We start from the raw sequence: 16,918 nt of genomic DNA on the forward strand, positions 1-16,918 counted from the left end.
GTTTCAATATCGAGGCCCTATTTGGCCGGAATCCCGTTATTTTAGAATATTGGCGTATTTGCCATGGTCATTTAACAGAACGGTAGCAGTTTTAATGGCTTCGTCATTTTGTAAATGGTAATCATAAAGGCCTTCCCTGTAGAAATAGCGTTTAAGAATTTCATCTTCCAAATTCTTTTGGATTTCCGCTTTGTATTTATCCAATGCCATAAGTTTGTTTTTATCCATCTCCAACAGCAGCGCTTTATATTGTTCCGTGACCTCATTGCCAAATATGGTACTGTCTTCTCCGGACATGGCCTCTTTTAGGGCTTTTTCCGCCTTGGTCTCAAAAGCAAAATCACTTTTGGAGATATAAGTTTTGAAAGAGTCAAAATCACTATCCTTGAAATGGAAGTCCAATACATTCTCTATCTTGTTATTATAATAGAAATCGGTGGCGAAGTCGAAAATAATATTGTCCGATAATAAAGCTTGGGTAAGTGTATTTGTTTTGGCAGCAGCAATTTCTATGTCTGGTAAAACACCACCACCATCTTGGACTTTTCGCCCATTTTTGGTTTTAAAATCCCTGAATTGGGTGTTTTTAACGGCATTTCCATTTTCATCCCTATTCCAATAATCCAAAGATTGTATACATCTTCCGGATGCTGTATAATATCTGGAGATAGTGACCTTTAATTGGGTACCATAAGTAAGTTTTAAAGGGCGTTGTACCAGTCCTTTTCCAAAACTTCTTGCACCCACAATAACGGCCCGGTCCAAATCCTGTAGACTTCCAGAAACAATTTCACTGGCCGAAGCACTTCTGCCATTAACCAATACTACCAAGGGTATTTCTGTATCTACGGGTTGTTTGGTAGTTTTATATTCCCTGTTGAACTTTTTGACCTTGGACTTGGTGGTTACCACAAGTTCTCCTTTTGGAATAAAAAGATTGGTTACATTAATGGCTTCGGTCAAAAGACCACCAGGATTATCCCTTAGGTCCAAAATAATTTTTTCGGCGCCATCGCTTTTCAAATTAAGGAGTGCCTCCTTGGTTTGTTCAGAAGCTTTTTTATTAAATTTGGACAAGACAATATAACCGGTGTTCCCTTTGATCATTTTGTAATAGGGAACGGCATCCACTTCTATAGATTCCCTGTTCACCGTTGTAGATTTGGTTTCTCCCTGTCTAAGGTAGGTAATGTCCACACTGGTGTTATTGGCCCCTTTTAAAAGTTCATCGGCGTCATCCGTAATGTCCGCAATGTTAATGTCACCGATCTTAATAATTTCATCCCCGGCCTTAAGGCCAGCCTTATCTGCTGGATAACCTTTGTAAGGTTCAACAATAACTATTTTATCCTTGTAGCTCCGTACCACCGCCCCAATACCTGAATATTCGCCCGCATTATTTATTTTAAAGGATTCAACGTCTTGCTCATTAAGGAATTTGGTATAGGGATCCAGCTCTTCCAACATATTCTTAATTGCCGTATCCATTAATTCCGCAGGATTGGTTTCATCCACATAGTTCATGTTCAGCTCTTTGAACAGGGTTGTAAAAATTTCGATCTGTTTGGCAATTTCAAAAAAATCGCCCTTAAAACTACTTCCTGCAATAAGTAGGGCAATGGCGATAATGGGAATAAGCACCCTTTTTTTTACTATCTCTTTCATCTGTTCACAAATTATTTGCCTGTTTTGGCAATTTCAACGACAAATTTCTGCATTAAAGGAATCATGGCAGCTGTTATTTTGGATTGCTTGGGCATCTCCTTACCAAGGTATAAAAACATAAACGCAAAGTTACCCTCTATGTTGTTAAAAATTAGGTGTTTGTTCAACCTATAGCTCTCCCGCATCAATCTCTTGATTCTATTTCTTTTTACGGCACTTTTAAAATTTCTTTTGGATGCTGTTACCCCCACTTTGCATTTGGAATTATCTTCAAAGCTGGTTTTTAGATAAACAAGTTTTATGGGATAATTGGTAATACCAATCCCTTCCGCAAACAACTGTTCAATTAGTTTTTTGCTCTTTAGTTTTTCTTTTTTTGGGAAGCTAAATGACATTTTGCTGTAAATGTAAAATAAAAACCACAGTTATTGGATATGACAATCACCATAGTTCAAAATCCATTTGGCCATTACCTACGGTTATGTTTTTTACAAAACTTTAAATAAGGGGTTTATGGGAGTATTACATGCTATAAAATTAGGGAAGGATCCCCCTTATTTTCGAGGTACATGTTCCACCTTGGTCCTATAGCCATAAAAAATCCGTTTAAAACAGCAATGGTATGCCATCTAAAACGGATTTAAACGTCTAATATTTTTTGGATCAATCCCAAAAGTTGCGTGTGAATTACAAAAAGATATAATCTACTACCTCAAGTTTGTGTCCTGTTCATTTTTTGCATCGCCCAAATGCGTAGCATTCATGAATACCATTAAAAATCAATAGACCAGCCGATGAATAAAAAACGACCAGGGCCGAATAACCAAGGTACGGTGTACCTTGGTTAGGAGGAGCCAGCTGTAGCCATGGCCAAGCTGATTTTAAATTTCTTTAAATCTACGCAATTTCCACAGCCGCGCCGTCCAGGCCGCTTTCACTATGGTGAAATGCTCTTTGGACGGCTACCTGAACCCAATGTGGAAACCACTTGATTTAATACGAAATCGAAGATTCACGAAAACCTATAAAAAACCTGTCTGCCGAAGGCAGGCAATAATAACCACTTAAGTAAATTGAAAATAGGCCGGTCCTTACGTTCCGTCAACCTTCATGTGGGGATAAGTCTTTTTCCATTATTAAAAACCAGAGATTTTAGGGACCACCTAGCGAAGAAGGGTCTTTTCTTCTGCCTGCCGGAAGGCAGGTTTGTTTAGCTCATGGCTGGTTATTTTGTAATAAGGTATTCATGAACCTCTTACGTCGGTTTCATTGGACAGGCAAAGAAATCGAAGATTCACGAAATCCGATAAAAAACAATAACACCCAATTGAGTAAAATGAAAGAATAATTTAATCATTGGTTCTACTAAATCGCACCTATTAATAAAAACTATTTATCAAAAAAAAAAACGACTGATCAAATTAATCCCTTTTTTTCATAAACACAACAATTGGTCATGATCTTATTTTTTATTAGTGAAACTCAATTTTGGGAAGTCAGTAGGATGCACTAAAAATTGCAAGTTGAACTAATCCCGCCTTTTTCGGCGGAATCTCGGTTCAATACCTGGACCCTAGGGTCGATTCCTATTATTGGGTTCAGGGCCTGCCTTTGTCGGCAGGCAGGCCTGTCCTGAAGTTTAATACCTTTTATTCCTGGGCTTGCCAAACATTGTTTTCCTCATTTATATCTGCCATTAGTTGGGATGGGTCCAATACAATGGCCTTAATGTTATTCAGCTCCTTATCCAAGATAAAATCGTAGTTGGAATGTGCCCAGGGCCAATCGAGCAATACGGTTCTTTTTAAATGGGGATATGGGTTTTCTTTTTCACCATACATCATACGCAAGGGCGCGTAAAATGTTTCTTGGGTACCATCATTGTAAAGCACCAAAATGTCTATGGGCATTGGCATAAGGCCAATACGCTCCATGCTTACCTTGGTTTTTTGTCCATCGGCCTCAACCGCCTTAATTCCATAATCTATGGTATTTGTCGTTTGGGTCCAATCTGTAAGGTACCAGTCCAATTCCATCCCGGAAACCTTTTCGGCGGTTCTTTTGATATCGTTAGGGGTAGGGTGTTTAAATTTAAAATCCTGATAATATTTTCTCAGGGTTTCCATTAGCTTATCCTGCCCTATGATATAGCCCAATTGTGATAGAAAGATAGCTCCTTTGCTATAGGCTGCAATCCCATAGGCAAAATTGAGTTCATATCTATCGGAATGGGTGGTTTGTGGCTGTTCCTTACCGGAAGCCACTAAATTGTAATAACCTTGATAGGAACTTGCAAAGGGATTTTCTTTTTTTTGATCCATGATCTGGTCCATACATAGACTGGAGATAAAAGAGGTAAAGCCTTCATCCATCCATTCGTGTTTGGATTCGTTGCTGGCCAGTACATGTTGAAACCAGGAATGCGCCATTTCATGTACCATAACACCTACTAGGCTTCCAAAGTTTCTACCACCGGTGATCAGTGTGCTCATGGCGTACTCCATACCACCATCGCCTCCTTGGATAACAGAGTATTGTTTATAGGGATAATCGCCTATATTGCTATTGAAGAATTGCATGGCTTCGGCCGTTTTAGGCTGAAGCTTTTTCCAATTTTCTATAATTTCCTTGTCGTTTTTGTAGAAAAAATGGAGCATAGGCCCATTTTCTACTTGGAGGGTATCGTGCAGGTAGTCCGGATCTGCAGCCCACATAAAATCGTGGACCATTGGAGCTTTAAAATGCCATGTAAGGGTTTTGCCCTTGGTCCTTTTTACTTTGGATCCCGGGGTTTCATAACCATGGCCTATTTCTTCGGGGTTCTGTAAATATCCTGTACCCCCAACCACATATTTTTTATCCAGGGTGAGCTTCACATCAAAATTGCCCCATACTCCATGAAATTCGCGGGCAATGTAAGGATCGGCATGCCAGCCTTCAAAATCGTATTCCGCCAATTTTGGGTACCACTGACTCATGGAGAGCGCTACTCCCTCACTACTGTTTCTACCGCTTCGCCTTATTTGTAAAGGTATTTGCCCGTTGAAGGTCATTTCAAAGGTGGATTTCCCACCAGCGGGAATAGGTTTATTTAAGTCGACCACCAAAATGGTACCTTCTTCCAAATAGGAAACGGCTTGGTTGTCCTGAGTTAGGGAAGTAACCCTAAGATATCCTATTTCTTCAGGGCTAAGACTTGCAATCCTGCTTTTCCCGTCTGCCATCATTCTACCGTCCGGGTCGGCAATACTTTGTAAACGCATGTCCATTTCACTGCCAGGTTGAAAGGCATTGAAAAAAAGATGATAGTACACTCTACTTAATTCATCGGGGGAGTTATTGGTATACACCAATTTTTGGGTTCCGCTGTATTGATATTTTTCAACGTCCACGTTTACGTCCATGGAATAATCCACATGCTGTTGCCAATAGGAAGTATTGTTTTGTGCTTCCATCTGTGCTGTTAAGCTTAGAACGGCAATCATTAAACCAAAAAAAAGTCCTTTGTTATGTTCCATACCTTTAATTTGTAGCATCTATTTATTACAGGTCAAGGGCAGCCAATGTTTAGAGGCTAACCCATGAGAAGTATTCCATTATAGTTTTATTTTCCCTCTGGATACGGCATCGGCCATAATTAAGGCATTATAGGCGTTGACCATTTTACCTGATTTAGAGATTTTTTGAAAATCCAATGCCATAGAAGAATCCCCGGAAACCACTACTTTGGATTTGGTGGTAAGCCCGGAATTCAACAAAATTGCCTTTACCTGGGAAGCTGATAATTTTGGATAAAAAGATCTAACAAGGGCAGCAACTCCTGCAACAGCCGGTGCGGCCATGGAAGTTCCTCCCTGAAAATCGTATTCGTTGTTGGGCATTGTGGAATAGATATCATCGCCAGGGGCAAAAATATCTACGTTTATAAGGCCATAATTAGAAAATGAGGCTACCATTTCAGAACCGTATTTACTTGTTAAAGCTCCTACAGTAATCACATTATCAGCCATTTCAGGACCGTTATTGATTTGATCGTTGGGGAAATTGGGGTTATTGGGGTCATCAAGATCTTCGCCCGAATTTCCTGCTGCATGCACAAAAAGAACATCATGGTCTGCTGCGTATTTAATGGCGTCATAAACCCATTCCGCGTTTGGCGAGTAGGCTTTTCCAAAACTTCCGTTAATAATTTTGGCCCCGTTGTCTACGGCATAACGTATGCCCAAAGCAATATCCTTATCGTATTCATCTCCATTGGGCACTGCCCTGATACTCATAATTTCTACATTGTCCGCAACCCCATTGGCTCCAAGTCCGTTGTTTCTTTTTGCTGCTATAATGCCCGCCACATGCGTTCCATGACTTTCATCATCAACCCTGTTTTTAGGATTACCGTTTCCGTAGCCCCTATCGTCAAAATTATAAGGATCATCCCCAACTATTTTTCTACCGTCAAAATCCACATTTAGATTATAGTTCAGTTGATCGGTAAAATGTTTTATACCATCCTTTAGTTCTGAAATTACTGCTGGAATAGTATCCTTTATGCTCAACATTTGCATTAGAATACTAACATTTCTCTGCATGGTCTCGTTATCCGATTTAATTTCGGTCAAGTCTTTTTGGGTATAGTTATCCTTTCCTAGGAGTTCCTTGACCTCTGCATCCGCATTTTGGACTGCTTGCAATATTTGTTCGTACTGCCCTTTGTTTTGAAGTGCTTTTTGGTAGTCTTTGTCCAGGTCGCTTTTGGCCTTGGCCTGAAGGGAGGCATCCCCTAATTTTTTGCCTACAATTCTTGCCATTTCCAATTGCTCATTATAGGACTCCCCTAAAAAGTTATAACCATGTATGTCATCTATATAGCCATTGTTGTCATCGTCTTTATTGTTTCCTGGAATTTCTCCCTTATTCACCCAAAGGACGTCTACCAAGTCCTCATGGGTAAGGTCCATTCCTGAATCCAATACCGCCACGACTACCTTTTCCCCTTTTTTATTCCTGATTATTTCGGTATAGGCCTTGTCTACACTCATTCCTGGAATGGTATCGGTAATTAAATCGGCATGTCCCCAATTCTTTTTTTCAGCATCGGTTAATTCCGATATTTTTAGGGGTAGGGTATCAATATTCTCAATTGGGGTGGAAACTAGGGCAGTACTACCACAGCCATAAAGTAAAATAGAGGCCGAGATGGCTAAAATAGATCTGTTCAATGTTAGTGTCATTATATTTACAGTGTTAGATTAAAATGTCTTATTAATTGGATTTCCAGGTAATTTTGCATGAAAGCTTGCTGTGCAGTCTTGACCTGCTATGTATGGGAGTCTACTATTGATCATATTATTCAAAAAGCTGGGCAAAGTTATGTATTTCTTTTAAACGTATTCCCTTTTCCGTAGTTTGAAGGGTACAGATTTGATTGTGGGCATCATGTTCCAAAAACAGATGGTAATTGTCTGTTACGGCTTTTTCCAAAAACTGGGCTTTTTCAGAAAGCGTTAATAGCGGCCTTGTATCATAACCCATAACATAGGGCAGAGGAATATGACCTGCGGTGGGCAGTAGGTCTGCCGCAAATACCAGGGTCTTGCCCTTATATGCAATATGGGGTATCATTTGTTTTTCCGTATGACCGTCCACAAATAAAATTCCAAAGTCCAATTCCGATTTTTCCATGAAAGTCTCTTTCGTTCTTTCAATAAATCTTAATTGACCACTTTCTTGCATGGGCATTAAGTTTTCCGACAGAAAGGATGCCTTTTCCCGTGGATTGGGTTTTGTGGCCCATTGCCAATGGTCCTCATTGGTCCAAAAGATGGCATTTTTAAAAGCAGGTTCATATCCGGTTCTATCCTTGTTCCATTGTATACTTCCCCCACAATGGTCAAAGTGTAAATGGGTCAGGAAAACATCTGTTATATCATCTCTGTGAAAGCCGTATTTTTTAAGGGATTTATCCAAAGAATGGTCCCCCCACCTATAGTAATAACCAAAGAACTTATCGGATTGTTTATTGCCCATTCCAGTATCTATCAAGGTAAGCCGATCGCCATTCTCGATCAATAGACACCTTGCGGCCATATCTATCATATTATTGGAATCTGCAGGATTGGTCCTGTTCCAGATAGATTTCGGTACCACACCGAACATGGCTCCTCCATCCAATTTAAAATTTCCAGATTCAATAGGGTATAATTTCATAGATAACCTAGCGTAAAGAAGGTGCAAATTAACAAAAGGACTAGGGATATTTCTTTAAACTTGATTTTATTAGAGGTTTTTTAACACTTTATCACCAATTTTTCTTTGCGTTTATCTGTTGGGGCTAATCTATTCTTTCCATGGGTTTTATAATGTCCATGTAATTTTCCGTTCCAATACAGACCTTATTGTATCCCCACTTCCAGCAAAAGGGTTAGGTGCTCTTAAATTGCCAGTAGGGGCAATAAGGCGAGACCCCGTAGGGTCCCTATCAATAGTTGGCTTTAAATGCAGGGGAACCCACGCGTTCTGCCAGAGTCCCTTAATCCTTGCGATCGCCAATGGTCGCAGTAGGTTATTCCTCCATAGAATTATTAAATTTTGTGAAAATCCGATGATCAATAACTAAAAGATGGTAGATCCCAAAGCAATGGGAGATTTTGAATTATTATGCCTTCCAGGCGGTTTTTTGTTGTAATCTTTAAAATGAATAGCCTTTTCTGTAACGGTAAAATGGGTATTTTTTAATAAGGAGCCAAGGTTTTTTTGCCTTAGATGGATTTTTTCTATATTAAAACTTATATTGCTTTAAATTTTTTTATGGTAGAACTAGCGGGAATAATTGTTCTTGGTATCATTGCACAGTGGGTGGCTTGGCGCTTTAAATTACCGGCCATTTTGCCTCTTATTATCATAGGTTTATTGGTAGGGCCTATTTCTACGTTGTTTACAGAGGACGGCACCAAACTAATAAGGCCTATATGGAATAAGACAGAGGGCTTGTTTCTAGGGGAGAGCCTTTATCATTTTGTTTCCCTGGCTATAGGTGTTATACTATTTGAGGGCGGACTTACCTTGAAACGTTCTGAGGTAACTAGAGTGGGTCCGGTTATTACCAAGTTGATAACCTTGGGTAGTGCAGTTACCTTTTTTTTAGCGGGGACAGCTGCGCATTTTATATTTAATTTGCCTTGGCAAATCTCTTTTTTGTTCTCGGCGCTCATAATTGTTACAGGTCCAACCGTAATTACCCCGATCCTTAGAAATATACCTTTGAAAAAAGATCTTTCGGCAGTATTGAAATGGGAGGGTATTTTGATTGATCCCATTGGTGCCCTTGTAGCTGTACTGGTCTTTGAGTTTATCAGTATTGGGGAAGGTCAAGGATATACCCAAACCGGACTTTTGGAGTTTGTAAAAGTATTGTTATTGGGCTTCACCTTTGGATTCTCTTTTGCCCATGCTTTAACCTTGGCTATCAAAAAGAATTACGTACCTCATTACTTGTTAAATGTGGTATCCTTGTCAGTGGTACTTTCGGTTTTTGTTATCTCCGAACTTTTTGCACATGAATCCGGGCTGCTCGCAGTGGTGGTTATGGGAATGGTCATGGGAAATACACAGTTGCCCAATATTAAGGAGCTGCTCTATTTTAAGGAGTCGCTAAGTATACTTTTAATATCTATGCTTTTCATTTTGCTGTCGGCAAGTATGAATTTACCCGAGCTGGAATTATTATACAGCCCTAATACCTTGATACTTTTTGCCATTGTTGTTTTTGTGGTTAGGCCTTTGGGGGTATTTTTGAGTACCATGGGTTCCAATCTTAATTTTAGGGAAAAATTATTTATTAGCTGGGTTGGCCCCAGGGGAATCGTTGCGGCAGGGATTGCCTCATTATTTGGTTCCAAATTAATTCTGCGGGGGGAACCTGGAGCGGAATATATTACACCCTTGGTCTTTATGATTGTATTGGGAACCGTACTTCTCAATGCATCCACAGCAAGGTTCATGGCCAAATTGCTCGGGGTGTTCTTGGAAAAGTCAGAAGGGATCCTCATCATAGGCGCCTCCAAGGTACCTAGACTGATAGCCAGTTATCTTAAGAAAAATAATAGGCATGTTGTTTTGATAGATAATAACCAAAACAATATCGAAAAGGCTAAAAACCTTGGTCTAGAGGCTTTTGTAGCGAACATTTATTCCGATACCCTGACGGACAACATAGAATTGAACGATGTGGGATACTTAATGGCATTGACGGGTAACTCGGACATCAACGAATACGCCATAGATACTTTCAAGAAGGAATTTGGGGAGCATGGTTCCTTTAGATTGGTGAATTCGGATGAAATGAACGATCCTGAAAACAATCCAATAGAAGGTCTTTTTTCTCATACGGATGACTTTATTACCTTGACCGAAGCTGCTAGAAGTAATCCGGTAATCCATGAAATGGAATTAAAGGGGAAGGAACATTATGAGGGCCTCATAGAAATTACCAAGGCAGATAAGGATATTGTTCCAATTTTTATCAAGACCTTGGATGGGGACCTAAAAATTATTTCTTCGTTTAGCAAAAATTTTGAAGATATTGAAGAAGGCTGTAAGTTGGTGTACCTTGGAAAGTTGTTGGAGGCAGATAAGTCCGATAAGAAACAGAAAAATTAAGTGGCTGGGGATAATCCAATGGAGTATTGCCAAAATGGCCTATCCTTGAATATTAGTCAATTAGTATCAATAGAAAGAATACTTATACGTTATAATCTAATCCATCTGAATTGAATCCACTTGTAGTTTTAGCCATTATTTCCATTTATTTTATTTTGTTAATGACCATTTCTTACTTCACCTCAAGAAATAGAAGTGATGAGTCTTATTTTACGGGCGACCGACAATCGCCTTGGTTTTTGGTGGCCTTTGGAATGGTGGGTGCCGGACTTTCGGGAGTTACCTTTGTATCCCTTCCGGGCATGGTAGGCAATAACAATTTCTATTTCTACCAATTTATCCTAGGCAACGTTGTGGGTTATCTTTTCATTACTTTTGTCCTGATTCCATTGTACTACAGATTAAAGTTGGTATCCATTTATGGCTACCTGGATCAGAGATATGGTGTAAAAACGTATAAGACAGGGTCGTTGTTCTTTTTGGTCTCCCAATCCTTTGGAGCGGCCCTTAGGTTGTTATTGGCCTCCAAAATTCTACAATTTGCATTATTTGATAAACTGAATATCCCCTTCCCCATAACGGTAATCATCATCTTATTTTTGGTTTGGTTGTATACCAATAAGTCGGGAATAAAGACCATTGTTTGGACCGATACCTTGCAGACGACCTTTCTGGTTATGGGAGCCGTAATTACGATCTATACCATAACCAATTCTTTAAACCTGTCGTTTTCAGGGGCTGTTCAGCAGGTTACTGAACACCGGTATTTTGAAGTATTTAATTGGGAAAATAAATCGAGCAATAATTTTTTCAAACAGTTTATTGCCGGTATACTTGTAGCCATCGCCATGATAGGATTGGATCAGAATATGATGCAAAAAACGTTGACCTGTAAGAATCAGTGGGACGCACAGAAGAACACTTTGACCTATAGTTTAATTTTGGCCATAACCCAATTCTTGTTTTTGGGATTGGGCGTCCTATTATATATTTATGCAGAGAATAATGGTATTAGTTTGGCCACGGGCGAGAACGGTGCACTTTTGGATACCGACAACCTGTTTCCCGATCTGGCCCTGAACCATCTCGGTGTTTTTGCGGGGGTTAGTTTTTTGTTGGGAATCATTGCGGCATCATTTTCCAGTGTGGATTCGTCCCTGACGGCCCTAACCACTTCATTTACCTATGATTTTCTAGATATCTCACATAAATCCAGTGCTGATAAAAAAAGACTTAAGAATTGGGTCCTACTGGGTTTTTCAGTGGTTCTGTTTTTAATAATTATGCTTTTTGCAAACAGTAGGGGAGATGTGGTATCACTTATATTCAAAGTGGCCGGGTATACCTATGGCCCGTTGCTGGGCCTGTATATGTTGGGAATGTTTACCAAGGTTTCCGTTAAGGATAAATGGGTACCCCTTATCTGTGTGTTGGCTCCGGTGCTTACTTATGTATTGAGTGTCTTCTTTGCCAAGACCTTTAATTTCGACTTTGGATTTATCAATATAGCTGTCAATGCCGGACTAACCGTTTTAGGTTTATTATTGGTAAAACGCAAGGGGGAAACCGTTTGATCTAAATAGGCAAGAAGCAGGAATATTTAAGAGAATCACAATCTGGGTCGATGTTCCAAAGAAGCCATACCCTTATTTTCCAATCGGGGATAGTTAACTAACTAAGTGGGATTGGAATGCAGCAACACTTGCCTGCCTATCGGTAGACAGGACTGCCTATCACTTTCGTTCAGACCTGCGTTCCATATTATAAGTAGTTTCTTTGCGATGCTTTATGGACCTGTCTTTGTCACGGACCAGCTTGCCCTGAGCTTCACTTTTTAATCGTTCAGCTTGAGTACGGCCATAAATGCCTGCTGGGGTATTTCCACGTTTCCAACCTGACGCATACGTTTTTTACCCTTCTTTTGTTTTTCCAATAATTTTCTCTTTCGGGAGATATCACCTCCATAACACTTGGCGGTTACATCCTTTCTCAAAGCCTTAATGGTTTCCCTAGAAATTATTTTGGCTCCGATGGCGGCTTGGATAGGAATATCAAATTGTTGTCTTGGAATCAATTCCCGCAATTTTTCGCACATTTTTTTACCAATATTGGCGGCGTTGTCGGCATGTATTAAAGCCGACAAGGCATCCACAGGTTGGGCGTTGAGCAGGATATCTACCCTTACCAACTTGGAGGTTCTCATTCCAATTGGAGTATAGTCAAAGGAGGCATATCCTTTGGAAACTGTTTTTAGCCTATCGTAAAAGTCGAACACAATCTCGGCCAGGGGCATATCAAAATTTAATTCTACCCTTTCTGTGGTCAAATAGGTTTGGTTCGTGATCTGCCCTCTTTTATCTATACATAGGGACATAACATTCCCTACAAAATCGGCTTTGGTAATAATCGTCGCCTTAATGTATGGTTCCTCTACATGATCTAAAGTTGATGGATCAGGTAGATCCGAAGGATTATTGACTATAATGGGAACTTCGGGATTTTTTCTGGTAAACGCATGGTAGCTAACGTTGGGCACGGTGGTGATTACCGTCATGTCAAACTCCCGCTCCAAACGTTCTTGGATGATTTCCATGTGCAACATTCCCAAGAAGCCGCAACGAAATCCAAACCCAAGGGCCGCACTGCTTTCTGGGGTAAATACCAAAGAAGCATCATTTAATTGCAATTTTTCCATGGAGGAACGGAGTTCCTCATAGTCTTCCGTATCAACCGGATAAATACCGGCAAAGACCATGGGCTTTACATCTTCAAACCCCCCTATAGGGTTCTTTGTAGGGCTCGCGGCGTCTGTAATGGTATCCCCTACTTTTACTTCCCTTGCATCTTTGATGCCTGTAATAAGATAACCAACATCCCCTGCTTTTATGCTTTGTTTGGGGTGTTGTACCAATTTTAAGGTACCCACTTCATCGGCAAAATAATTTTTATCTGTAGCTACAAACTTTATTTTTTGCCCTTTTTTTATTTCCCCGTTAATCACCCTGAAATAGGTTTCCACTCCCCTGAAAGGATTGTATACGGAATCGAATACCAAGGCCTGAAGGGATTCATCCGGATTGCCTTTGGGAGGAGGAATACGTTCTATAATCGCGGTCAAAATTTCTTGGATACCCAAACCGGATTTAGCACTGGCAGGGATAACATCTTCAGGTTTACAACCCAATAAATCCACTATATCGTCTGTAACTTCTTCCGGGTTGGCACTGGGCAGGTCTACTTTATTCAATACGGGAATAATCTCCAGATCGTTTTCCAAGGCCAAATAAAGATTGGAAATGGTCTGTGCTTGGATGCTCTGCGCTGCATCTACTACCAATAGGGCACCCTCACAAGCCGCTATGGAACGCGATACTTCATAGGAAAAATCCACGTGTCCCGGAGTATCTATAAGGTTGAGGATATATTTTTCGCCTTCATGCTCATAATCCATTTGAATGGCATGACTCTTAATGGTGATCCCACGCTCCCTTTCAAGATCCATACTGTCCAATAGCTGGTCTTGCTTTTCCCGTTCCGTTACCGAACCAGTAAAGTCCAACAATCTATCGGCCAAAGTACTCTTGCCGTGATCAATATGTGCAATAATGCAGAAATTCCGTATGTTTTTCATTTATGCTGAATTTACTCGGTCTTAAATTACCTGGTCAAAAATAATAATTGCATTAGGCAATTCAAGCTCCATTCTCTTTGATCGATACTCCAATAAAGCAACCTACAAACCAAAGCAACTGCAAAGATAGGCTTTATCCATGATTTTTAATGCAAAAATCTCCAATGCGGATTTTGTGCTTCAATGGGGTTTTAATCTGGTAGTTGATAAAAGGGAATTTCCAATGCCAAATTTTGAATTGGTAGATTTTTACTACAAATTTTGGAGAAACTATTGTGGGTGGTTAATAAAAAGTTAACTTTAAAAATTTTTATAACGTATATGCCACTGTTTGTGACAATGTTGAAGTTTTCAACCCTCTTCTTTCTCTTATTTTGCGTCCCTGTGATGGGTCAAGAATACAAGGTTTCAGGCCATGTTGAGCAAACAGATGGTGCCGAGGTCGCTTTTGCAAACATACTGCTTTTTAAAGTATCTGATACCAGTTTTTACAAAGGTGCCGCATCTGATGAAAAAGGTTTTTTTTCGTTGGATAATATAATCCACGGTCAATATTTGATTCGTGCCAGTTATATAGGGAGCCATTCCAATTATAAATTGATAGAGGTAAATTCCGATTTGGATATAGGTCCACTTTATATAGATGAAAAAGGTCAGGAATTGGATGAAGTGGTCCTAATCTCCCAAAAACCATCCTTGGAACAAAAGGTAGATCGTTTGATCTTTAATATTGAGAACACTGCGCTTTCAGATTCGGACTTATGGGATGTTCTAAAGAGTACACCTACCGTATTTGTTATGAACAATGAGATTAAGGTGAAAGGGGAAAGCGGGGTTCAAATAATGATCAACGATAAGAAAGTGAACCTTCCACCGGAGGATATCCTTAATCTGTTAAGTGGTACCTCGGCAAAAGGGGTCCAGTCCATAGAGGTGATAACCACGCCACCGGCAAAATATGATGCGGAAGGAGGTACCTTGATCAATATTAAAATGAAAAGGAATTTAATTGCTGGCTACAACGGAGCCGTATATAATAAATATAGTCAAGGGGTATTTCCAAGGCAAATGCTCGGAACCAGCCATTTTTTTAAGAGTAAGCAATTGGAAGCCTCCTTTAACTATAGTTATACACAAAATAAGATTTTGACAAATTTTACGGATATCACCAACTTTATGGAGGATGGGCAAATTAGGGATACTTGGACTTCAGATTTGGAGGTTATTTATAGAAGTAAGAAACACAATACCAGTGCTTTTTTGGATTATCTCATTAACGACAATAATACCGTCAGTTTTTCTACCGTTGCCACCTTTACCCCCTCCTATTTGACTAGGGATTTATCCGACACCAAAATACGGGACGCCAATGATGGCAGTTCTTCAGGTTTTTACACTGTTAATAATGGCAAATATGAATCGATCAACGCGGCATTCTATTTGGATTATAAACATAATTTGAACGACCAAGGCTCCAACCTGGCGGTGAATTTACATTACACCCATTATGATTATGATAAAAACCAGGAATTGGAAAGCGATTTTTACGATGGTAATATGGCAATAGTGGGGGAGAACGATTTTAACACCTTTAACCATCAGCATACCGATCTATACAGTGCACAGGCAGATTTTAATGCTCCTATTGGGGAGACTGCCAATTTTGAATCGGGCATAAAGTATGCCCTAATAGATTCTGAAAGTTATATTGCCCAAGAGGGTTTTGACCGGGACCAGGAAGGTATAGAGTCCACTGAGGAGGGTACATTTTTTTACGATGAGGAAATTCTTGCCGGCTACGCCAGTTTTGATGCAAAATGGAATAATTGGACTTTCAAATCTGGATTGAGAGCTGAATACACGGATACTAAAGGCGATTTCAGCCTGAGTACCGATAAGATTAAAAATCATTATTTGGAATTGTTCCCTACCGTATTTTTACAATTTAATCCTCATGTAAAACACAGGTTCGGGGGTAGTTACAAAAGAAGCATCATTAGGCCCAGCTACAATAAGATTAATCCTTTTCAAGTATTTCAAAGTAATAATTCCGTGGTGGAGGGCAATGTAAACCTACAGCCGTCCTTCAAGAATTCGGTGATACTCTCCTATACGTATGACAGGGATTACACCCTGGAGCTTTTTTATAGATATCACAGGAATATTATGCGTTTATTGACCTTTCAGGACAATGAAAGCAATCTCTTAAGATTTATTACGGATAATGTAGATAGGGAGTTGGCCTATGGGGTGGATTTTATTTATAGGAACGAGATATCAAATTCCTGGGACACCTATTTTCTTTCTTCTTACTACTATGGGGCAGAGCGATTTACCGATATTCAAACTCAACAAAGCTTGGACCAGGGACAATGGACGCTTTTAATACAATTAAATAACAACTTTACCCTGTTGGAAGATAGGTCTTTAACGGCTAGCCTCAATTACAGCTATGTTTCCCCTATCGTTATTGGGAATTCCAGACAGGAATACTACAATGAATGGGGCATATCCTTGAAAAAGAATATTTGGGAAAAAAAAGGAACCATAACAATGGGCCTTACCGATGTACTTAAACAGTTTAAACTAAAAAATACCCGGAAGTACGGTAACCAGGACAATACATCCATTTATAAACCGGACGGGAGGGTGTTTTCACTGGGATTTAGATATAATTTTGGTAATGTGAAGATCAGGGACAACCATAAATCCAAAGACACGGATGAAAGGAACAGGCTTTAAAAACCACCTACTAAGGCTCCACAAATCCCTAAACTGACCAACAAATACACTCCGGCCAATATAAATAATATCTTACTGGTTTTCTTCTTCTTCTTGGACCATAATATAAGGCCTATTACCAATAATAGAACGGCAGGACCGAACATAATCAAAAAAAGGATTGCCACTAGCCCGCCTAGGTTACCTACTTCAAAAAGAAGGGATAATATAATCATAACTGTAATT

Annotated in this window: 10 protein-coding genes; 3 read left to right on the forward strand and 7 right to left on the reverse strand. The window is 39.8% G+C overall.

Features of this window, described 5'->3' with window-relative positions; translation table 11 throughout:
* Positions 1-36 precede the first annotated feature (36 nt).
* The 5 genes from QSE00_RS00645 to QSE00_RS00665 all read right to left on the reverse strand — a co-directional run bounded on the left by QSE00_RS00645 (position 37) and on the right by QSE00_RS00665 (position 7,869).
* Positions 37-1,665, reverse strand: a complete 1,629-nt coding sequence (locus QSE00_RS00645) for a S41 family peptidase (RefSeq protein WP_286104499.1) — start codon at positions 1,663-1,665, stop codon at positions 37-39.
* 11 nt (positions 1,666-1,676) lie between these two features.
* Entirely contained in the window at positions 1,677-2,060 is a 384-nt protein-coding gene (gene rnpA, locus QSE00_RS00650; protein WP_110356281.1) for a ribonuclease P protein component, read from the reverse strand.
* Between the two features lie 1,254 nt (positions 2,061-3,314).
* Positions 3,315-5,150: a M1 family metallopeptidase gene (locus QSE00_RS00655; RefSeq protein WP_286104707.1), complete on the reverse strand. Its 1,836-nt coding sequence runs from the start codon at positions 5,148-5,150 to the stop codon at positions 3,315-3,317.
* A 111-nt stretch (positions 5,151-5,261) separates the two neighbouring features.
* The gene (locus QSE00_RS00660) at positions 5,262-6,893 is read right to left on the reverse strand and encodes a S8 family peptidase (RefSeq protein WP_286104500.1); all 1,632 of its coding nucleotides are present in this window, start codon (positions 6,891-6,893) and stop codon (positions 5,262-5,264) included.
* A 115-nt stretch (positions 6,894-7,008) separates the two neighbouring features.
* Positions 7,009-7,869 (reverse strand): MBL fold metallo-hydrolase, encoded by an 861-nt coding sequence (locus tag QSE00_RS00665; RefSeq protein ID WP_286104501.1) that lies wholly within the window; start codon positions 7,867-7,869, stop codon positions 7,009-7,011.
* A gap of 600 nt (positions 7,870-8,469) precedes the next feature.
* Between QSE00_RS00665 and QSE00_RS00670 the strand changes: the two genes are divergently transcribed.
* Together QSE00_RS00670 and QSE00_RS00675 are read left to right on the forward strand one after the other, a co-directional pair.
* Positions 8,470-10,320, forward strand: coding sequence for a cation:proton antiporter (locus tag QSE00_RS00670; RefSeq protein WP_110356316.1), 1,851 nt, complete (start codon positions 8,470-8,472; stop codon positions 10,318-10,320).
* Positions 10,321-10,430: 110 nt separating this feature from the next.
* The gene (locus tag QSE00_RS00675) at positions 10,431-11,894 is read left to right on the forward strand and encodes a sodium:solute symporter (RefSeq protein WP_286104502.1); all 1,464 of its coding nucleotides are present in this window, start codon (positions 10,431-10,433) and stop codon (positions 11,892-11,894) included.
* 260 nt (positions 11,895-12,154) lie between these two features.
* On the opposite strand, the gene lepA is transcribed toward QSE00_RS00675, so the two are convergent.
* A complete protein-coding gene (lepA, locus tag QSE00_RS00680; protein ID WP_110356285.1) occupies positions 12,155-13,951 on the reverse strand; it encodes a translation elongation factor 4 in 1,797 nt (598 codons plus the stop codon).
* Between the two features lie 387 nt (positions 13,952-14,338).
* Between lepA and QSE00_RS00685 the strand changes: the two genes are divergently transcribed.
* On the forward strand, positions 14,339-16,693 hold the full coding sequence (locus QSE00_RS00685) for an outer membrane beta-barrel family protein (protein WP_286104708.1): 2,355 nt from the start codon (positions 14,339-14,341) through the stop codon (positions 16,691-16,693).
* Here QSE00_RS00685 and QSE00_RS00690 read toward each other — a convergent pair.
* A complete protein-coding gene (locus QSE00_RS00690) occupies positions 16,690-16,908 on the reverse strand; it encodes a hypothetical protein (RefSeq protein WP_110356287.1) in 219 nt (72 codons plus the stop codon). The two genes, QSE00_RS00685 and QSE00_RS00690, sit on opposite strands and share 4 nt — an antisense overlap.
* Positions 16,909-16,918: the final 10 nt, after the last annotated feature.

This window comes from Arenibacter flavimaris, assembly GCF_030291335.1.
Classification (GTDB): Bacteria; Bacteroidota; Bacteroidia; order Flavobacteriales; family Flavobacteriaceae; genus Arenibacter.